Annotated in this window: 22 protein-coding genes and 1 tRNA gene; 9 read left to right on the plus strand and 14 right to left on the minus strand. The window is 69.8% G+C overall.

Annotation, left to right across the window (positions count from 1 at the left end; all coding sequences use genetic code 11):
- Positions 1–285: 285 nt before the first annotated feature.
- A complete protein-coding gene (locus AB0M01_RS38860; protein WP_363677791.1) occupies positions 286–795 on the minus strand; it encodes a WhiB family transcriptional regulator in 510 nt (169 codons plus the stop codon).
- Between the two features lie 617 nt (positions 796–1412).
- On the opposite strand from AB0M01_RS38860, the gene AB0M01_RS38865 reads away from it, so the two are divergent.
- Positions 1413–2216 carry an HAD family hydrolase gene (locus tag AB0M01_RS38865; protein ID WP_363677792.1) on the plus strand — a complete coding sequence of 268 codons (804 nt, stop codon included), beginning with the start codon at positions 1413–1415 and terminating at the stop codon, positions 2214–2216.
- Here AB0M01_RS38865 and AB0M01_RS38870 read toward each other — a convergent pair.
- The 4 genes from AB0M01_RS38870 to AB0M01_RS38885 form a co-directional block, all read right to left on the minus strand.
- Positions 2213–2821 (minus strand): bacterial proteasome activator family protein, encoded by a 609-nt coding sequence (locus AB0M01_RS38870; RefSeq protein ID WP_363677793.1) that lies wholly within the window; start codon positions 2819–2821, stop codon positions 2213–2215. The genes AB0M01_RS38865 and AB0M01_RS38870 overlap by 4 nt on opposite strands.
- Before the next feature lie 71 nt (positions 2822–2892).
- Positions 2893–3423: a CGNR zinc finger domain-containing protein gene (locus AB0M01_RS38875; protein WP_363677794.1), complete on the minus strand. Its 531-nt coding sequence runs from the start codon at positions 3421–3423 to the stop codon at positions 2893–2895.
- Positions 3424–3560: 137 nt separating this feature from the next.
- On the minus strand, positions 3561–4145 hold the full coding sequence (locus tag AB0M01_RS38880) for a TetR family transcriptional regulator C-terminal domain-containing protein (protein WP_363677795.1): 585 nt from the start codon (positions 4143–4145) through the stop codon (positions 3561–3563).
- Positions 4146–4226: 81 nt separating this feature from the next.
- Positions 4227–4799, minus strand: a complete 573-nt coding sequence (locus AB0M01_RS38885) for a TetR family transcriptional regulator (RefSeq protein WP_363677797.1) — start codon at positions 4797–4799, stop codon at positions 4227–4229.
- 72 nt (positions 4800–4871) lie between these two features.
- Between AB0M01_RS38885 and AB0M01_RS38890 the strand changes: the two genes are divergently transcribed.
- The gene (locus AB0M01_RS38890; RefSeq protein WP_363677798.1) at positions 4872–5285 is read left to right on the plus strand and encodes a VOC family protein; all 414 of its coding nucleotides are present in this window, start codon (positions 4872–4874) and stop codon (positions 5283–5285) included.
- A gap of 31 nt (positions 5286–5316) precedes the next feature.
- Here the strand turns inward: AB0M01_RS38890 and AB0M01_RS38895 are convergent, their stop codons facing one another.
- The 4 genes from AB0M01_RS38895 to AB0M01_RS38910 all read right to left on the minus strand — a co-directional run bounded on the left by AB0M01_RS38895 (position 5317) and on the right by AB0M01_RS38910 (position 7953).
- Positions 5317–6294, minus strand: a complete 978-nt coding sequence (locus AB0M01_RS38895) for an NAD(P)H-quinone oxidoreductase (protein ID WP_363677799.1) — start codon at positions 6292–6294, stop codon at positions 5317–5319.
- A 28-nt stretch (positions 6295–6322) separates the two neighbouring features.
- Positions 6323–6451: a hypothetical protein gene (locus AB0M01_RS38900; RefSeq protein ID WP_363677801.1), complete on the minus strand. Its 129-nt coding sequence runs from the start codon at positions 6449–6451 to the stop codon at positions 6323–6325.
- A gap of 150 nt (positions 6452–6601) precedes the next feature.
- Entirely contained in the window at positions 6602–7165 is a 564-nt protein-coding gene (locus AB0M01_RS38905) for an NTP transferase domain-containing protein (RefSeq protein ID WP_363677803.1), read from the minus strand.
- On the minus strand, positions 7162–7953 hold the full coding sequence (locus AB0M01_RS38910; RefSeq protein ID WP_363677804.1) for a carbon-nitrogen hydrolase family protein: 792 nt from the start codon (positions 7951–7953) through the stop codon (positions 7162–7164). Before AB0M01_RS38910 ends, AB0M01_RS38905 begins: the two co-directional genes overlap by 4 nt.
- Before the next feature lie 66 nt (positions 7954–8019).
- Between AB0M01_RS38910 and AB0M01_RS38915 the strand changes: the two genes are divergently transcribed.
- The 5 genes from AB0M01_RS38915 (at position 8020) to AB0M01_RS38935 (ending at position 12698) form a co-directional block, all read left to right on the plus strand.
- Positions 8020–8598, plus strand: coding sequence for a MerR family transcriptional regulator (locus tag AB0M01_RS38915; RefSeq protein ID WP_363677806.1), 579 nt, complete (start codon positions 8020–8022; stop codon positions 8596–8598).
- Between the two features lie 76 nt (positions 8599–8674).
- Positions 8675–9703 carry an Rv2231c family pyridoxal phosphate-dependent protein CobC gene (cobC, locus tag AB0M01_RS38920; RefSeq protein ID WP_363677807.1) on the plus strand — a complete coding sequence of 343 codons (1029 nt, stop codon included), beginning with the start codon at positions 8675–8677 and terminating at the stop codon, positions 9701–9703.
- A 126-nt stretch (positions 9704–9829) separates the two neighbouring features.
- The gene (locus AB0M01_RS38925; protein WP_363677809.1) at positions 9830–10366 is read left to right on the plus strand and encodes a BatC protein; all 537 of its coding nucleotides are present in this window, start codon (positions 9830–9832) and stop codon (positions 10364–10366) included.
- Between the two features lie 56 nt (positions 10367–10422).
- Entirely contained in the window at positions 10423–11640 is a 1218-nt protein-coding gene (locus AB0M01_RS38930) for a cupin domain-containing protein (protein WP_363677810.1), read from the plus strand.
- Complete coding sequence (locus AB0M01_RS38935; protein WP_363677811.1) at positions 11637–12698, plus strand: sucrase ferredoxin; 1062 nt, start codon at positions 11637–11639, stop codon at positions 12696–12698. The genes AB0M01_RS38930 and AB0M01_RS38935 overlap by 4 nt, the downstream gene beginning before the upstream one ends.
- A gap of 846 nt (positions 12699–13544) precedes the next feature.
- Here the strand turns inward: AB0M01_RS38935 and AB0M01_RS38940 are convergent.
- A complete protein-coding gene (locus tag AB0M01_RS38940; RefSeq protein WP_363677813.1) occupies positions 13545–14153 on the minus strand; it encodes a gamma carbonic anhydrase family protein in 609 nt (202 codons plus the stop codon).
- A 293-nt stretch (positions 14154–14446) separates the two neighbouring features.
- On the opposite strand from AB0M01_RS38940, the gene AB0M01_RS38945 reads away from it, so the two are divergent.
- Complete coding sequence (locus tag AB0M01_RS38945) at positions 14447–15361, plus strand: aminoglycoside phosphotransferase family protein (protein ID WP_363677815.1); 915 nt, start codon at positions 14447–14449, stop codon at positions 15359–15361.
- A gap of 15 nt (positions 15362–15376) precedes the next feature.
- On the opposite strand, the gene AB0M01_RS38950 is transcribed toward AB0M01_RS38945, so the two are convergent.
- Positions 15377–16549, minus strand: a complete 1173-nt coding sequence (locus AB0M01_RS38950; RefSeq protein WP_363677816.1) for an MFS transporter — start codon at positions 16547–16549, stop codon at positions 15377–15379.
- A 169-nt stretch (positions 16550–16718) separates the two neighbouring features.
- On the opposite strand from AB0M01_RS38950, the gene AB0M01_RS38955 reads away from it, so the two are divergent.
- Positions 16719–16807 (plus strand) — tRNA-Ser (locus tag AB0M01_RS38955).
- Between the two features lie 19 nt (positions 16808–16826).
- On the opposite strand, the gene AB0M01_RS38960 is transcribed toward AB0M01_RS38955, so the two are convergent.
- The 3 genes from AB0M01_RS38960 to AB0M01_RS38970 all read right to left on the minus strand — a co-directional run bounded on the left by AB0M01_RS38960 (position 16827) and on the right by AB0M01_RS38970 (position 19077).
- Positions 16827–17270, minus strand: a complete 444-nt coding sequence (locus AB0M01_RS38960) for a hypothetical protein (protein ID WP_363677818.1) — start codon at positions 17268–17270, stop codon at positions 16827–16829.
- A gap of 99 nt (positions 17271–17369) precedes the next feature.
- A complete protein-coding gene (locus AB0M01_RS38965) occupies positions 17370–18116 on the minus strand; it encodes a nuclear transport factor 2 family protein (protein WP_363677819.1) in 747 nt (248 codons plus the stop codon).
- Positions 18117–18171: 55 nt separating this feature from the next.
- A complete protein-coding gene (locus tag AB0M01_RS38970) occupies positions 18172–19077 on the minus strand; it encodes an RNA polymerase subunit sigma-70 (protein WP_363677821.1) in 906 nt (301 codons plus the stop codon).
- Positions 19078–19080: the final 3 nt, after the last annotated feature.

Below are 19080 nucleotides of genomic sequence, written 5' to 3' on the forward strand. Positions count from 1 at the left end.
CCACAACTCCACGTCGCCACCAACCCACTTCCCCACCCCCACGCTCTCCCGAACCCCGCCCACGGAGCGGGGCCCGGTACTCGAAACCTCGCTTCGTTCTGACCGTCAAGTACCGGCCACCTCGTCGGTGGCCGGTACTTGAAACCTCGCCGGCGACGAGGTCAAACCTTTGCTTCCTGGCCGAACAGTGCACCAGGGCAACGACAAGGCCCGGAATCCCTGCTGGTGCGGGGTTTCCGGGCCTTCGTGTGTTGACCGATAGTCCGCTGGCGGGCCGAGTATCGGTCAGGCGACGCGGGTGCTGCGGGTGCGCGGTGCCGGGCCGGGCTGGTCCACCACGGCGTCGAACGCGTCCAGGACGGCGCTGACCTCCGGGCGGGCCCGCGGTGCCTTGGCGGCGGGGCTCTGACCGCGGCGCGCCCTGCGCAGGTGGCGCTTCACGGTGGACAGCGAGCATCCGAGCCGCATCGCGAGCGACTCGAGGCTGTCGTTGGGGTACTGGGTCCGCAGTCGCAGGACCTCTTCGTGGCTGACCGGCCGGCGGGTCCCGCGGGCCCCGGCGAGCTGGTCGAAGTCGTCGGCCTGGACCTCGACGTCCAACAGGTTGCGCATTGAACGACGTTGTACAGCAGTGGTTCCGGCGACGAAGCCGCTGACGTCGTGCTCGGCCACCGCGCTGAACAGGCAGTCGGTGAACAGCGGGCAGGAAGCGCAGACCTTCTTGGCTTCCCGAACGAGCTGGTCGTACCGCTCCCTGGTCCGACGGGTCGCCGACGCGGGCGGCGGCTCCTCCATCAGGCGGTGCTGGAAAACATCTGTGCGTGCAGTACAGCCGGTCATGGCCCCTTCCATGATGGAAGATGTGTCGACAGCCGCACGGGCGGACCTGGCCCCCGGTGGGTTGGCGGTGTTGACAGTCATCGTGGCTCCCCAAGTTCCAGGACTCGATGAACGAACGGTGAATGCTGTTCGAACACCCGAGCCCACTAGCTGATGGACCGACGCTCGTTGCCGACCCACCCCTGTTTTGTCCGGCGCTAGGCGCACCGATCCATAACTGTTGACGCCACCGATCCGGATTTGGTTGCACCCAATTCCGCACCAGTTCCTCGACGTTCTTCCCGGCGTGGGTCGGACCGGATGTGATGATCCGGAACAAGGCGTACGACGCGTGCGAACCGCCCCTGGTTCCCCGCCAGCCACCGCATGAAATCATGCGCAAACCGTGCAGCGCAGGGGAACTTGCTGCCTTTGCAGCATCCTGCCGTAACGGTCTGGTGACGTTGTTCAATGGTCAATCAGATTGCATGGAAAACGATCTCCAGATGGTTGCGCGATGACTGTTCGAAGGAGTAAAGAGCCCTTGCCCTTTCGGGTCCCGAACACTGCCCACGGACCGTTACGGTAAGCAGGTGTCGACGCCCGAAACACCCCGCCTGGTGGCCACCGACCTGGACGGCACGCTGGTCCACAGTGACACCACCGTCTCCCCGTTCACCCGAGCGACCGTGCTCGCGATCCAGGAGGCCGGCGCCGTCTTCGTGATGGTCACCGCCCGGCCGCCGCGCTGGTTGCACGACTTGTCATATCTGGTGGGCGAGCACGGGGTCGCGATCGTTGCCAACGGCGCCATTCTGTACGACGTCGCGCGCCGGCGCCCGATCCGCACCCGGCTGATCGATCCGGCCGTCGCGCTCGAGGTCGCGGAGGCGATCCGGGCCGCCGTACCGGACGTGGAGTTCGCGATCGAGCGACCGGACCGCTACGGACAGGAACCGCACTACGTGAACCGCTGGCCGCGGCCGGACGACACCCTGGTCGCCGCGATCGACGAGCTGCTGGCCGAGCCGGCCGCGAAACTCCTGGTCCGGCACGACGTTCTGCACTCCGACGAGCTGCTGGCCAAGGTCGCGCCGATCGTGGGGGAGCGGGTGGCGGCCAGTCACAGCGGCGGCGACGGGCTGGTGGAGATCGCCGCGAGCGGCGTCTCGAAGGCCGCGATGCTGGCCGATTTCGCCGCGGAACAAGGAATTTCGGCCGCCGAGACGATCGCCTTCGGGGACTCGGTGAACGACCTGCCGATGCTGAGCTGGGCCGGTACGTCGTACGGCGTGGGCAACGCGCACCCCGAGGTGCTCGCGGTCGTCGACCACGTCTGCCCGACGAACGACGAGGACGGTGTCGCCACCGTCCTCGCCGGGTTGTTCGATCTCTAGAGGTACATCCCGCCGCTGCCCGGGCCGTCGGTGCTGCCGTTCGCCTCGGGCGCGCCCGGGAAAGCGCCGCCCTCGGGCAGCTGCTGGCCGCCGGGCAGTGCGCGGCGCATGTGCTCCAGCTGCTGGCGCGCGGCCATCTGCTGGGCGAACAGCGCCGTCTGGATGCCGTGGAACAGGCCCTCCAGCCAGCCGACCAGCTGGGCCTGCGCGATCCGCAGCTCGGCCTCGGTCGGGGTGCTGTCGTCGGTGAAGTCGAGGCTGAGCCGCTCCAGCTCCTCGACCAGCTCCGGCGCCAGACCGCTCTCCAGCTCCTTGATCGACGCCTCGTGGATCGCCTTCAGCCGCTGGCGGGACGCCTCGTCGAGCGGAGCGGCCTTCACCTCTTCGAGGAGCTGACGGATCATGTTCCCGACCCGCATCACCTTGGCCGGCTGCTCGACCAGCTCGGTCACCGAGCGTGGTTCGTCGGTCGCGTCGTCGTCGGCGTCGCGCGGCGGCCCCTCGACGGCCATCCCGTCCGGCCCGACGATCAGGATCTTGCCGTCCTCGGTCCGAGCTCCCGCCATCGGGACTTCCTGGCCCTCGTTGCTGGTGTCCTCGCTCATCTGCCCATCCTAGAAGCACCCCTGCGCGGGGTCTGTGGGTGAGCTGCCCGGCTGCGTCTTCCGCGCGCCCGCTACGCGGTCCGTGCGCGATGCCGGCGGACGGCGTCGCGGTTGGAGCAGGCAGGGCTGCAGTACCGCTGCTTGCCGCCGCGGGACAGGTCGGCGTACACGTTGTCGCACCCGTCGGTCGCGCAGCGGCCGAGCCTGCTGATCCCGCGGCCGGCCAGGTGCAACGCCGTACCGGTGCTGATCAGCGTCGCGACCAGGCGACCGACCGGGACCTTGTCCGGCCGGTAGTGCATGTGCCAGCCGTCGCCGGCGTGGTTGGTCAGCCGCGGGTGCTCGGTGTACTTCGCGAGCATCGCGTTCACCAGGTCGACCCGCTGCTGCTCGTCGGTGGCGTCCACCACCTCGATCCACTCCTCCAGCGCGACCCGGACCGTCACCAGGTCCTCCGGCGTCACCTGGACGCCGCGGACGTTGCTGGTGACGACCCCGCTCTCCTCGCAGCGCGTGGCCAGTTCGTCCGCCGTGGCGGCCGGGTTGGTGACCAGGTTCACCGCCAGCAGGACGGCGTCGGCGCCGTAAGGGTTGAGATGCATAATGCCATTACAGCACGATGGATCCATGATCACCAGGGAAGAAGTCCACCAGCACGTCTGGCACGTCGTGTCCACACATCCGGTCAGCGACGGGCTGCTCGTCTACCGCCGCTGCAATTGTGGCCAATGGCAACTACTTACGGTGTGAAAAGCCTGTCCAGGTGAGTGTTCAGCGACTGCACGAGGAACGCTTTGCGCTCTTCGGCCGGCAGCGTGAGCCCTTGGATCACCAGTCCGTCCAGTACGGCTAGCAGCAGGCCCGCCTCGGTCTCGGCGTCGGTCACCTCGGCGAGGTCACCGTCCGCGATCGCCGCGTCGAGCAGCCGCGCGAACGCGACCCGGAGCTCGACGTCGGTCGCCGCCGCAATCCCCGCCAGCATTGGTGAAGTCACCGAGGCGGCGCTGAACGCCAGCCAGACCCGGGCATCCCGGGCGCGTCCGTCGTCCAGTGGCAGCCACAGCTCGAGCGCCTCGCGCAGCACCTTGCGCGGCGGGCCCGACAGGTCGATCGTGGCGAGCTTCTCGTCGAACCGCTCGCTGACGTGCCGGAACGCCGAGGCCACCAGCTCGTCCTTGCTGCGGAAGTAGTACTGCACCTGCGCCAGCGAGATCCCGGCCGCCGCCGCGACGGTTCGCATCGTCGCGGCCTCCAGGCCACGCTCCGCGATCACGTCGAGCACCGCGTCGAGCACGTGCGCACCGCGCCGCTGTTCCCCAGTCACACCCCTGACGGTAGCCCTTGGCAACGACATCCGCGGCGATTCCGTGCAACGGATCCGTCTCGGCGGGCTGTCCGGGCGCAGTCAGCTGTCCCGGATCAGCCGCCGGACCAGCCGCTCCGCGGTCGCGTCGACGTCGTACGGGTGCCCGACGCCCGGCGTGAGCCGGTCCAGCACCAGCCCGTCGATCGCGAAGTGCAGCAGGCGGACCTCCTCGGCCCCACCCGGCAGCCCGGCGTTGACGTGGAACGACACGTCGCCGTCGAACCCCTGCCGCAACGTCCGCGCCAGGATCTCGGACAGCTCCGGCCGCCGGGTCGCCTCCAGTCGGAGCTCGAACAACGCGAGCGGCAGCTCGGGATGCGCCAGCAGCCGCTCGACGATGTACCGCACGTAGTCGACCATCAGGTCGACCGACGGCTCGCGCGCCGCGAGCGGCTCCAGCCGGTCGTCGGTCGGCGCGAGGCGTTCGAAGATCCGCTCGCCGAGCGCCCCGAGCAGCGCGTCGCGGGTCCGGAAGTAGTTGGACGCCGTACCGGCCGGCAGGCCCGCGGCCGCGTCGACCGCGCGGTGGGTGAGGCCGCGGGCGCCGGCCTCGGCGAGCACGGCGAGGCCCGCGTCGGCGAGCTGGGTACGGCGTTCGGGGTTTCGGGGCACGTTGACAAGCGTAGCAGCCATCCACTACAACTGTCGTACTCAACCACAACAGCTGTAGTACAAGGAGTGCGTATGCAACCCGCCGTCTTCGGCGCCACCGTCGTCACCTCCCAGCCCGCGAAGGTCGCCGCGTTCTACGCGGACCACTTCGACCTCCAGGTCACGGTCGACCTGGGCTGGTTCATCTGCCTGCGCCGCGGCGACGCGGCGTGGGAGCTGGCCATCTCCGAGCGCGGCCACGCCTCGGTCCCGGCCGCCGTCTCGGCGCTCACCGAGAGCACGAACGTCTTCGGGTTCGTCGTCGACGACGCCGACAAGCTCGCCGCCCGGCTCGTCGAGGCCGGCGTCGAGCTCGCCTCGGAGCTCGTCACCGAGCCGTGGGGCCAGCGGCACTTCTTCGTCCGGGACCCCGAGGGCACCTGGCTGGACGTGATCCAGCTGGTCGCCCCCGACCCGGAGTGGATCGCCGCCAACACGCCGACGTGACCGGCGTACGGCGTACCGGCCGCTGGGCAGGTCAGAGGGTGAGCAGGATCTTCCCGATCTGGGACGACTGCTCGAGCTCCTCGTGCGCCTTCGCGACCTGCTCCAGCGGGTACGTCGCGTGCACGATCGGGCGCACCTTCTTCGCCTCGACCAGCGGCCAGACGTGCCCGACCACCTCGGCCAGGATCCGGCCCTTGTCCTCGACCGACCGGCTGCGCAGCCCGGCGGCGGTGATCGAACCGCGCTTGGCCAGCAGCCGGCCGAGGTCGAGCTCGCCCTTCGCGCCGCCCTGCATGCCGATCACGACGATCCGGCCGTCGAAGGCCAGCGACTTCACGTTGTCGGTCAGGTACTTCGCGCCGATGATGTCCAGGATCACGTCGGCACCGGCCTTACCGGTCGCCTCCCGGACCACCGAGGCCCACTCCGCGTCCTTGTAGTTGATCGCGACGTCGGCGCCGAGCCGGGTGCAGAAGTCCATCTTGTCGGTGCTGCCGACCGTGCAGAGCACCCGCGCGCCGTGCGCGACCCCGAGCTGGATCGCCATCGTCCCGATCCCGGACGCGCCGCCGTGCACCAGCAGCGTCTCGCCGTCCTTGAGATGCGCCTTCATGAACACGTTCGACCAGACCGTCGCGACCACCTCGGGCAGCGCCGCGGCACTGACCAGATCGATCCCCTCCGGCACCGGCATCACCTGCGGCGCCGGCACGACGACCTTCGCGGCGTACCCACCACCCGCGAGCAGCGCGCAGCACTCGTCCCCGACCGACCAGCCCTCGACCTGCTCACCGACCGCACTGATCCGCCCCGACACCTCGAGCCCGATCGTCCCCGGCGCCCCGGGCGGCGGCGGGTAGTGCCCCTGCCGCTGCAACAGGTCGGCGCGGTTCACTCCCGCCGCGACAACCTCGATCACGACCTCGTCGACGTTCGGCGTGGGATCCTCGATCTCGCCGACCGTCAGAACCTCGACACCCCCGGCACCTTCACACACGACAGCTCGCATACTCGCCACCGTACTGCGTCCGCTCCGGCTACGCGCCGAGCAGCCCGGTGATGTCCGTCGCGATCGATTCCAGCGGATCGGTGACGCCTATCAAGGCGAACCAGTCCCATAGCTCGAGCGCGTGGTAGAGCCGATAGCTCCCTCGTCCACGTCCCACCCGGCCCGCCCCGCGCCTGCCCACCGCAGATCGCTGCCTCGCCGAGCTTGTGGTCGACCTGCTACTCCCTCGACCCACTACGCCTTTCCCCGGCCGCCGCGACCTCAGCCCCCGCCGACCTCCCCGGCCGCATCCCCGCCAACCCCAGCCCTACTCCGTCGGCGCAGCAGTCTCCGGATCATCCAGATCAGCCCACGTATCCACATCCCGCCCCGCGCGCGTCGGCTCGCTCCACAGCATCTTCAGCCCCGCGAACGTCCGCCGTACCGACTGATCCCGAGGATCACCAACCGCCAACACCGCCGCAGCAAGCGCCTCCCGCCGGTACGCCGCCGCAAGTGGTTGCTCTCGGCCCCCAACATCCCGCAGCCCGTGCCCGTCGTACTCGCCGATCCCGTCCACCAACCCGGCGACATCACCAGCCGTCAACCACGGCAGATCACACGAAACCAGCACCACCACCGGCGCCGCACCAAACAACAACCCCGCCGCAACCCCAGCGACCGGCCCGCCCGCAGGCGGATTCTCCTGCGTCCACTCGACGACCCGGCACGTCTCCCGCACCGGCCCGACCACAACCGTCGACACCGCCGATTCAGTTGCCCTCAGCACCCGATCCAGCAGCGAAACCCCTTCCAGCACGACCGTCGCCTTGTCCACCCCGCCGAACCGCCGCGACGCCCCGCCCGCGAGCACCACCGCGTCGTACCTCACCGCGGCGTCACCGTGAACCGCCGGTTCGCCAGCGACGGGTTCTTCCGCCGTACGTCGGCCAACCGCTCGCCCGAGATCTCCGCGACCGCAACCCCATCGGCCTCGCCGACGGCAGCGACCGCGACCCCCTGCGGATCGATCACCTGACTCAGCCCGGAGTACTTCCGCCCGTTCTGCGCCGCCGACACGACGTAGCAGGTGTTCTCGATCGCCCGAGCCGTCAGCAGCGTCTCCCAGTGATGCTCCTTCAACGGCCCGCGCACCCAGGCCGCCGGTACGACGAGCGCATCCGCGCCCGCGTCGACCAGCGCCCGCGACAGCTCCGGAAACCGCAGGTCGTAACAAGTCATCAGCCCGAACTTCAGCGACCCGATCCGCACCACGACCGGCGCGACATCCCCTGGCGTCAGCTGATCCGACTCCTTGTAGCCGAACGCGTCGTACAGGTGGATCTTCCGGTACGCCCCGAGCAGGTCGCCGTCAGCCCCGACCGCCAGCAGCGTGTTGTACGGCCGGTGCTCGTCGCAGCTGCGCTCGAACATCCCCGCGACGATCGCCGTCCCGTGCTCCGCCGCGCACTTGCGCAACGTGCTGACGAACTCCCCGTCCAGTGCCTCGGCCAGCGGCCCGACCGAACCGCCCTCGGCCGCGAAGTCGGCCATCATCGCCTCCGGCAGCACCACCAGATCGGGCCGCCCGGCAGCGGCCTGCGCCACCCACCGGACCACCGCCTCGCGGTTGGCGGTCTTGTCCCCGGAACTCGCGGTCTGCACCACAGCGATCCTCATGTCCCCATGGTGCCGCATCGCTCAGACCTTGCACCTGACCCAGCGGGAGGTCCTAGCGTCGAACCCATGACGCCCCGCACCTGGAAGATCGGCGAGCTCGCGACGGCCACCGGCCTGAGCGTCCGCGCGCTGCACCACTACGACGAGATCGCGCTGCTCCGCCCGACGTCCCGCGGCCCGACCGGGCACCGGCTGTACGCCGACGCCGACGTTCGGCGCCTGCACCGCATCCTCGCCCTCCGCGGTTTCGGCCTGACCCTGACCGAGATCGGCCAGATCGTCGACGGCGACGTACCCGATCCGCGGGGGTTGATCCGTCGTCAGCTCGACCAGGTCGAGGCTCAGCTGGCGGCGGGTGCTGAGCTGCACGACCGCCTGCAGTCCGTCCTGGCCGCGCTGGACGAGGCCAACGAGCCGACCACCGAGTCATTGCTCACTCTCATCGAAGGAATGAACGCCATGAACCGCACCCTCACCCAGCAGGAGCTCGACACGATGACCGCTCAGCGTGAGCAGTACCGCGACAGTCTCGGCCCCGACGAGCTCGCCGCGCTCGAGGCGGCCCGCCGCCGGGCCGTGGAGTCGATGACCGAGCGTGAGCTGGAGGAGATGCGTTCCCGCCGGGCCGCGCTGATGCCGCGCTGAGGTGCGCCGTGCCGCGACGGTGCCGCGCTGAGATGCCCCTGGGGTCGCCGGGGCGCGCCGGGTTAGCCTCGCTCCCGTGCCTGTGGACGGATTCGACCTGGACCATCACGGAGACCTCGAGGTCGGTGACGGCCTCACCGATCTCGCCGTCAACGTGCGTGCCGGTACGCCGCCGTGGCTGCTCGACGAGATCACCGCGAGCCTCACCGATCTCGCCGCCTACCCCCGGTCCGGCGCGGCCGTTGCCGCGGTCGCCGCTCGCCACCGCTGCGACCCCGACCAGGTCCTGCTGACCGCCGGCGCCGCCGAGGCGTTCGTGCTGATCGCCCGCGCGTTCCGGCCGCGGCACCCGGTCGTCGTCCACCCGCAGTTCACCGAGCCGGAGTCGGCTCTGCGCTCCGCAGGCCACCTCGTCGACCGGGTCGTGCTCCGTGCCGAGGACGGCTTCACGCTCGACCCGGCCGCCGTACCGGCGGACGCCGACTTGGTCGTCGTCGGCAACCCGACCAACCCGACCTCGGTGCTGCACCCGGCCGACACGCTGCGCGAGCTCGCGCGGCCCGAGCGCATCCTGGTGGTCGACGAGGCGTTCATGGACGCCGTTCCGGGCGAGCCCGAGTCGCTGGTCGGCGCGTCGATTCCTGGGCTGGTGGTGATCCGCAGCCTGACCAAGACGTGGGGGCTGGCTGGTCTTCGCGTGGGGTACGTCGTCGCGGCGGCGGCGCTGATCGAGCAGTTGGCCGCCGTACAGGCGCATTGGCCGTTGTCCACACCCGCCCTCGCGGCAGCGATCGCGACGAGCACTCCCGAGGCCGTTGCCGAGGCGCACCAAGCCGCGGAGGCCTTCGATGCCCAGCGCACCCACCTGCTGACCGGGCTCACCTCGTCACCGCGCGTGCACTCGTACGGCGTACCGCGGGCGCCCTTCGTCCTCGTCCACGTCGACGGCGCGACGCAGCTCCGCGAGGAGCTCCGCCGGCGCGGTTTCGCCGTACGGCGGGGTGACACGTTCCCCGGCCTCGGCCCCGACTGGCTGCGGATCGCGGTCCGCCCCGAACCGGTCGCCGACGCGTTCCTCAAGGTCTGGTGGGACCTGCTCGGCTGAGCCCTTCCGCCGCTCCGGCAGATCGCCGTAGAACTGACGGGAGCTTGTGATCCCGCCAGGGGTTTAGCCCCGATCTACTTTGCGCACAGGGTGGGCACGCAAGTCCCCCTCGAGAGGAGCAGCATCATGAGTCTCAACGACGACGACATGACCACCTCGTCCGGCGACGGAGAAGGTCTGGCCGACGGGGGCGCGACCCCAGGCGGCACCGACGGTGGTGCTGACGGCGGCGCGGGTGGCGGCGGGTACGGCGGCGGCGAAGGCCCCGCGGACGGCGGCGCGAACCCGGGCGGTCACGACGGCGGTGCTGACGGCGGCGCAGGTGGCGGCGGCTACGGCGGTGGCGAGGGCCCGGCCGACGGTGGCGCGAACCCGGGCGGTCACGACGGCGGTGCTGACGGTGGCGCGGGTGGCGGCGGGTACGGCGGTGGCGAAGGCCCGGCCGACGGCGGCGCCAACCCCGACGGCCACGACGGCGGCGCTGACGGCGGCGCCGGCTCGGAAGGTCCCGCGGACGGCGGCGCGTCGCCTGGTGTCAGCGACGGCGGCGCCGACGGAGGAGCCGACAGCGGCGCCGAGGGCCCCGCTGACGGTGGCGCCTCGCCCGGTACGAGCGACGGCGGCGCGGACGGCGGTGCCGGCGGTAACTCCGGAAGCTGGTGAGCGCCGTGCCGGAGACCGGGCCGCAACCGGACAGCAGCCCGGCCCTCCGGCGCTGCGTGGCAGGCCACCCAGAGGACTTCGCCACCAACTACTGGGGCCGCCGAGCGCTGCTCTCACCTGCTGCTGAACTACCTGCGGCAGGTTTCGCTGACCTCTTCAGCCTCGAAGCAGTCGACGAACTGCTCTCCCGCCGCGGCCTCCGCACGCCGTTTCTCCGCATCGCCAAGAACGGGTCGGTTGTCGGCGACAACCAGTTCACCGGCCCCGGCGGCGCCGGCGCCGAGATCGGCGACCAGATCCGCGACGACAAGGTCGCCCAGCTCTTCGCCAGCGGCCACACCGTCGTACTGCAAGCTCTGCACCGCACCTGGCCCGCCCTGGTCGACTTCTCCACCCAACTGGCGTCCGAGGCCGGCCACCCAGTCCAGATCAACGCGTACATCACCCCCGCCGAGTCCCAGGGCTTCGCGGCCCACTACGACGTACACGACGTCTTCGTCCTGCAAGTAGCCGGCGAGAAGCACTGGACAGTCCACGAGCCAGTCCACCTCGACCCGCTCCGCAACCAGCCTTGGACGGACCACTCCCAAGCAGTAGCGGACGCAGCCCGAGACCAGCAGCCAGTAGTAGACGCCGTACTACGACCAGGCGACGCCCTCTACGTCCCCCGAGGCTTCCTCCACTCAGCCAAAGCACTGGGCGGCGTGAGCGCCCACCTCACCATCGGCCTCCACACCCTGACCCGCTACCTCCTCATCCAGGAGCTAGCCGCTCTCGCCGCCAACGAGGTAGACCTCCGCACAGCCCTCCCCCTCGGCTTCAACCCCGGCGACCCAGCCCAACTGGCCCCCGAACTGGAAAAGGTCAAAGCTCTCTTCGCCGACCACCTCCAAACCGCCGCCCCCGAGGCCCTGGCCGCCCGCCTCCGCCGCCGCACCTGGTCCGGCAACCGCCCAGCCCCGCTCGCGCCCCTGGCCCACGCAGCAGCGATCAACAACCTCGCGATCGGCACCACCCTCCAAGCCCGCCAAGGCCTGAACCACCACCTAACCCCCGGTACTGCAGGTACTCCCGGTACGGCCGGCACGCCCCTCCGCCTCCACCTCCCGGACCGCACCATCACTTTCCCAGCCGACGCCCTCGAAGCCCTCACCACAGCCCTCTCCGGCACCCCCTTCAAGGTAGGCGACCTCCCCGGCCTGGCCCCGGAGGACCAACTGGTCCTGACCCGCCGCCTGATGACAGAAGCAGTCCTAGTAACAGGCCCCCAGTGACCCACCCCCCACCACCCCGCTACACCCCCACCACCGGCTGCGCCGCCACCGCCGAACGCCGCCAAGACCCCCTCTACGCCACCGCCCCACCCGCCGAACGCTGGCTCCTCATAGAACTCAACGCCCCCTGGCCCAGAGCAGCCCTAACAGCGCTGACCCACTCAACCGACCCCACAACCAACCTCCCCGCAGCCCTCTCCCACCTCTGCACCCAACTCCACACCCGCCCAGTCCTCATCCGCCGCCACGGCCGCACCACACCCCGGCCCCGGACCGGCACACCCAAGGCCGCCTCCACCGCGGCCGCCTCCGCCATGTCCTCTGCCGAACTCCCGGGTGGCTCCGCCGCATCCCCCATCTCTCGGGACATCTCCAGTGCAGCCCCCACCCTCGCACCACCACCCCGCCGCTGGTTCCTCGTCGACTCCCGCCCCGGCCACGAATCCATCCGCACCGGCCTCTGCCCCACCGACGAGCACCTCCTCCAGGTCCTCACCGGCGCCGACCAGGGCACCCTCCACCCAGACCCGATCTATCTCGTCTGCACCCACGGCCGCCACGACGCCTGCTGCGCAGTCCGCGGCCGCCCCGCGGCAGCAGCCCTCACCGCCGCCTACCCCGACCGCACCTGGGAGTGCAGCCACATCGGCGGCGACCGCTTCGCCGCCAACCTCGTCTTCCTCCCCGAAAGCCTCTTCTACGGCCACGTCCCCGCCACCGAAGCCGTCCCCCTCGCCGAGGCCCACACCAACCGCACCATCACCCCCGCCTACTACAGAGGCAACGGCGCCCTCCCCCCACCAGCCCAAGCCGCCCAACACTTCGCCCGAGAGGCCGGCCACCCCCTCGCCCTAAACGCCTTAACCCCAATAGCCATCACCCAACCAGCCCCCAACCGCTGGTCAGTAACCCTCCAAACCACCCAATCCCAAACCATCACCGTCGCCCTCAAAGCCGAAGCCCAAACCATCAACGCCCAACTGACCTGCGCCACCCAACCCCCAGGCCACCTCCGCCACTTCACCCTCGCCGCCCCCATCCGCACAAACACCAGCTGAGCCCCAGTCCCAATGCAGCCACGCCTCAGCCCAACGGGCACCATCAGGCATGGCACACCCACCAGTTCTGCGCTCCGGCCCGCCCCGCAACGGCTCAACCGCAACACCAACTCCCGAGGCCGATCACCCCGCCCACGCACGCCTCGACGATCGGCAGCCGACCAAGGCTTCGATCACCAGCTCACCCGCAGGCCATCCTGCGATAGCCAACCGCCAGGCCAACCTCGAGCCCAATCACCCACCGGCCGCTCAACGACCGGCAGCCGACGAGCTTGAACCAGCGGCTCATCCCACAGGGCATACGACGCAGGCCAGCAACGGCTCAGCCAAGGGCTCCACGACGCGCGCAGACACTGCACACCCACAGAGCCACGAGGCGCGAGGGCACGGCTCAGCCCGCAGGGCCTGACCGCAGCAGCCCAACCGCCGGGTCAACCACGAGCCTCATCAGCCGCACCCTCAACCGCCGGCAGCCAACCGTTTCAACCGCCGGCTCAGCCCCACAAGGCCCGCAGAGGAGGCGGCCAAGGCGCAATCCCACCGAGCCTGCTAGGCAAGGCGTCCACGGCTCGGCCCACGAGCCTGCCAGGCGAGGCAGCCACGGCGCAGGACACGAGGCGGCCAGGTAAGGCGGCCACGGCGCAGGCCACGAGGCAGCCAGGTAAGGCGGCCACGGCTCCATCACAGCTCAGCCGAAGGCTCCACGACGCGCGGTAGCCATAGCCGGACCCACGCGCACGACCTGGCACGGTTGCCCCGGCTCGATGACCAGCGCAGCCCACGAGACTCAACCACCTGGTCAGCCCACGGCACCGAACGACCCGTCACCCAAAAGGTTCCAACCGCCTACTCAGCCCCGCGCTCTCCAATCACCCGGTCCCCTCGGTGCGCCCCGTAGTACTCCGACTGCCGCGCCATGATCTCTCGCATCGACGTCCCCCTCGGCACGCCGTACACAGTCCCCGGAAAGTCCATCGGCTCCTGCGCCGCCCACAGGTCCTCGTGCCGGTCAGGTGAGAACAGCTCCGCCGGATCACCCGCTGCGATCCACCCGATCGGCACCACTGTTCCGGCAGCCAACCGTGAGTTCACGTGCAGCACGCTGTTGATCCGCAGCTCCGAGCCGGCACCAACAACCGCACCAGGGAACACCGCAGCGCCCGTAGCGAGGAAGACCTCGTCCTCGACCGTGGCGCCGTTCACGTGGGCGTGCGGGCCGACCAGGACCGCATCGCCGAGCAGCGCTGGATGGTCGGCCCGGCCGCGGACCAGGGCGTTCTCCATCACCACGCAGTTCGTTCCGAGGCGGATCTCGCCGTTCTCCGCGGTCAGGACCGCGCCGTGCAGCACCCGGCAGCCTTCTCCGAGCACGACCGCACCGCACAGCACCGCCGACGGAGCGACGTACGCCGACTCCGGCACGACCGGAGTCCGGCCGCGATGTTCGAGCAGCATCTGCTGTCCCCTCTCGTCGTCCACCACCTTCCCGCGTCAGCCTGCCTGTCGAAAGCTCTCCAACGCCCGGGGCCTCACCTCCCCGGGCGGCCATCGCCGCGCCGGCCGTCCACGTCGTGGTGGGAGGTTCGGCCGTACGGAACGAAGGTCTTGGTTGGAAAGAGGTACCGCGCGCTACACGGAAAACATTAGAACACCTGTTCGAAGCAACGCAAGAAACCCTGACGCCTCAGTTGTCGTGTCGCAGGACATCGATCCGAAACGCGTTGACAGCACACCGGCCGACCGGTCCGATGGAGCTCGTGAGTCCCCGCAAGGTCCACGCCGATCAGGCCGACATCGACACCTCGCTCGTCCGCGAGTTGGTGGCCGGTCAGTTCCCGCAGTGGGCCGAGTTGCCGCTGGAGCCGGTCGACTCCAACGGATTGGTGAACGCGATCTACCGCCTCGGTTCCGACCTGTCCGTACGGCTGCCGCTCCGGCCTTCGAGCACCGACATGGTGCAACGGGAGCAGGCGAAACTCGCGGCACTCGCGCCGTACTTGCCGGTGGCCATCCCGTCCGTCGAGGCGATCGGCTTGCCCACCGATGCGTTCCCGGGCGAGTGGTCCGTCCACCGCTGGTTCACCGGCACCCACCCCCACCCCGACCTGCTCGCCGACCCACGCGGGCTGGCGACGGACCTCGCGGAGTTCGTCGACGCGTTCCGGCGGATCGACCTGCCAGACCGGCCGCCGGCGTACCCGGGCGAGCGCCGAACGCGCGCTCCGATGGTCGAGATGGACTCCCCGACACGGAAGGCGATCGGCGAGCTGGAGGGCCTGATCGACACTCGCGCAGCGCTGGCGTCGTGGGAGGAGTCGCTCGCCGCACCATCCGACGAGCGCCAGGTGTGGGTGCACTCGGACCTGACGCCGGGCAACCTGCTCGTGTCGGCGGAGGGCCGACTGACCGCAGTACTCGACTTCGAGACCTGCGGCCTCGGCGATCCGGCATGCGACTTGTTCCCCGCGTGGCACCTACTGCCCGCGAACGTCCGCGACGAGTTCCGTACGGCGCTGGGCGTGGACGACGCGACGTGGCTCCGCGGACGTGGGCGCGTGCTGTCGCAGGCCCTGATCGTGTGGTCGTACCAGAAGGACACCAACCCGGCGATCGCGAAGTACGCGCGGCACGTCATCGGCGAGGTGCTCGCAACACCTCGATGAGCGATGCCCTCAGATTCAACGCCGCTGAGTGGTCGCATCCGGCAGCGCCCGATCCAGTACGACGAGCGTGATCGCCGCCGCCAGCGCCAGCCCGGAGATCGCCAGCCACGGCACCGCGTGACCCACCACGAACAGCTGCGCGAAGAAGACCGGCACCAGCACGCTCGCGAAGGTGAACGAGTACTGCCAGTACGACAGGTACTTTCCCTGCCCCCGCTCCGGCGCGACAGCCGCAGCCAGCGCGTTGCCGGTCGCCGCATGCAGCACATCACCAGCAGCGAAGAAGGCCGTCGCCAGCACCAGCCCCGGTACGACGAGCGCAGCCGGCACGTGCAGGAGCCCAGCCATCAGTAGCCCCCACACCATCCAGATCAGTCCAACCAGGACCATCACGTTCATCTTGCGCCGCTTCTCCGTGTGGCGAACCACCAGAGTCTGCCCGGTAGCCAGTACGACGGACACCGCCGCCAGCAACACCCCCACCAACCACTTGGGGGCCGGCAGCGCCTCGCTCACGTACACCGGCAGCCCGACACCCATCAGCATCGTGCAGAGCGCCAGCACCGTGTTCGCGCCGATCAGCACCAGGAACGGCCTGTCGTGCCGCAGCAACGGCACCGGCCCGCTGTCCTCGACAGCCCGAGCAGTGTGGTCCGGGTGAATCATCAGCATCAGTACGCCGGCCACGAAGAACGTCACAGCGTTCAGCCCGATCGCCAGCAGGAACGGCAGGTCCCCGCTGAGCGTCAGCAGCGCACCAGCCGCCAGCGCACCCAGCCCGAACCCGCCGGCCTGCATCATCCCGCCCAGCCCGAACCAGCGGTCCCGGTCGCCGTCGTCGGACACGTCAGCCAGCAGGCTGAAGATGGACGACCAGAACACGCGCTGCCCGGTAGTGGTCAGCAGAGCGCACAGGAACAGCAGCCACATCGACCGCCCGAAGAAGAACCCGACAAACGCCAGCCCCTGCGCGAACTGCGCCAGCGTCACCAGGTTCCGCGGCCCCACCCGGTCGATCACCAGCCCGACCGCAGCCGGCGCAGCCACGGAGAACAGCGTCGCCACAGTCAGCAGCACCCCCGCCGTACCCAGGGGAATGTCAGCAACCCGTACGAAGAACAGCAACAGCAGCGGCCCAGCACACCCACCACCGAACGAGTCAACAGCCAGTCCGACGAGCAGGGGCACCCGTCCACGAACGTTGGGCAGACCCAGGGACACCGCTGCAGGCATGAGGAAGCTCTCCGATCTCGGCCGTCGAGCCTAACAACCCACCCCGCACCCCTCCACGCCTTTATCCCGCCCCCAACCCGCTATCCTCGACCCTCGGCAGGACTCCGCACCACGAGCCCCGCCTGGAGGGCTCGCATAGTGGCCGAGTGCGCTGGTCTTGAAAACCGGTATGGCGGGTGACCGTCATCGTGGGTTCGAATCCCACGCCCTCCGCCGAGACGGCACGACCGGATCAGGGAGTGTCCGAGCGGTAGACGCCCCAGTAGTGGATGCGCTTCTGGTTGGTGCCGGTCAGCGCGTAGAACTCGATCCGGTACGAGCCTGCCGGCTGGCTCGACCAGGTCTGGGTGACGTATCCGCGGCTGGTGGTGCACCGGATGCGCTCGGTGACGGTCTGCACGACCCAGTTGCTCCCCACGCGCTTCTGCAGCCGAACGATGAACGATCCGTCCGTGGTCGCGCAGGACCGCTGCAGGTGGATCTTGAGGTAGCCGCGCCGGGAGTTGCTGAACGCGGGACTGTGAACGCTCTTCGTGAAGCTGTACGTCACGCCGTTGTTCGTCGCCAGGTAGACCGACGACGCCGCGGCCGGCTGTGCGTTTCCTGCCAGCCCGGCCGACAGCCCGAGCAGGAGTGCCGGGATCACGACAAACGATCGCAGAAGGTTCTTCACCATGGGTGGCTCCAGAGGTCTGTGCGCGGTTGGCCGCGCTCCGCGCGGGACGTTACGAGCAACCACTGTCACCGCGCTGCCCGTACTCCGCCCGTACCGGACTCACTGAGGGAACGACAGGTGCTGGTGGATCATCTTCCAGCCGTCCGGTGTGTGCTGGAAGACTCGCGTGGCCCGCGAGCGGGTCTCCACGCCGTCGGAGGCGATGTGGTCGATGCCCCAGGCAACCGCTAGGTCGTCACGGGCAACGATCGTGTGGTCGGGCGTGGTGAACGAGGCGGGAGTCTCCAGCCCGGTGGCGCAGACCTCGCGGACCGCGTCGCGGCCGACGTACTCGAGCGGGCCGGCGTGCTCGTACGAGACGACGTCGGGGGCGATCGCCTCCATCAGGCCGTCGAGATCGCCCGCGGCGGTCTGCGTGGTCCAGTTGTCGAGAACGGAGCGGACGGCGGACGACGCGACCGAAGACGGGATCTCGTCGTGCGGGAAGGAGTGGTGCTCGTGCGTGACCGTCCAGCGGCCGTCGAGTTTGCGCAGCCCGATGGTGAGGCGCAGCCGCCGCGCGGCGGTCTCGTCGGGCATGCCGCACTTGAGCAGCGCGACCGCGAACGCGACGTCGGAGCCTTCCGTCACGTCCAGCGACACCAGCTCGAACGACGCGCCCGACGCCTGCCACTCGAAGAAACCGGGCCAGGTCTCCTCGTACGCCGCCAGCCCGCGCACCCCGTCGTACGGCGGCGGCACGTCGAACATCACGATGTCGTCGGAGTGGTCGGCCAGCACGGTCTTCAGGTCGCCGGTGTGCACCGCCACGACCCAGCGCTCGATCAGTTCACGGATCTCGTCCACAGCAAGTCCTCTCGCCGAAGGTTGTCACCACTACAACCCCGCGCCGCGGCGAAACTCATCGCGAGAGCTCCGAAGGCAGCCCGTACGCCGCGAAGTCGGCCTCCAGGAACGACACCACCGACGCGATCTCCGACCCCCGCAGCGTCACCACGTCCAGCCCGCACGGCTCGAACCGTCCGTCCACCCACCGGTACGTCGCGAACGCCAGTTGCCCGTTCGCCCGCGCCGGCACGAACCGCCACTCGTCGTGCAGCGGCCCGTCCAGCAGGAACCCGCGGATCCCGTCCCGCCCGATGAAGAGCTCCGGCAGCGGCGGCATCGAGTACTTCGCGTCGTCGGTCAGCATCGCCACGATCGCGTCGACGTCGCGCGCCTCCCACGCCGCCATGTAGCGCCGCGCCACCTCCCGCTGCCCGTCCTCACCGAGTGTCGCCAGCACCTCCTGCTGCGTCGACTCGTTGCCAACGACCTGACGCGCCCGCTGCAGCGCACTGTTGACCGCTGCGACAGTGGTGTCGAGCAGCTCGGCCACCTCCCGAGCAGCGAAGGCCAGTACGTCGCGCAGCAGCAGCACTTCCCGCTGCAACGGCGACAGCTGCTGCAGCGACGCCACGAACGCCAGCTCCACGCTCTCCAGCGCAACTACCCGTTCCGACGGGTCCAGCGACGCGGTCCAGTCCATCCGGTACTCCGGCAACGCCTCCGACACAGCATCGCCAACCGGCAGAGCCTGCCGCCCCCGCCGCTCGATCAGTGTCAGGCACCTGTTGGTAGCGATCTTGTAGAGCCACGGCCGTACGCCGCCACGCTCCTCGAAGCGGTCCACAGCGTTCCAGGCGCGCAGCAGCGTCTCCTGGACCGCGTCCTCGGCGTCGTGGTCCGAGCCGAGCATGCGGTAGCAGTGCGCGTGCAGCTCGCCGCGCAGCGGGCCGACGAGCTGTCCGAACGCGTCCTCATCCACCTG

Source organism: Kribbella sp. NPDC051770, from assembly GCF_040681455.1.
GTDB lineage: Bacteria > Actinomycetota > Actinomycetes > Propionibacteriales > Kribbellaceae > Kribbella.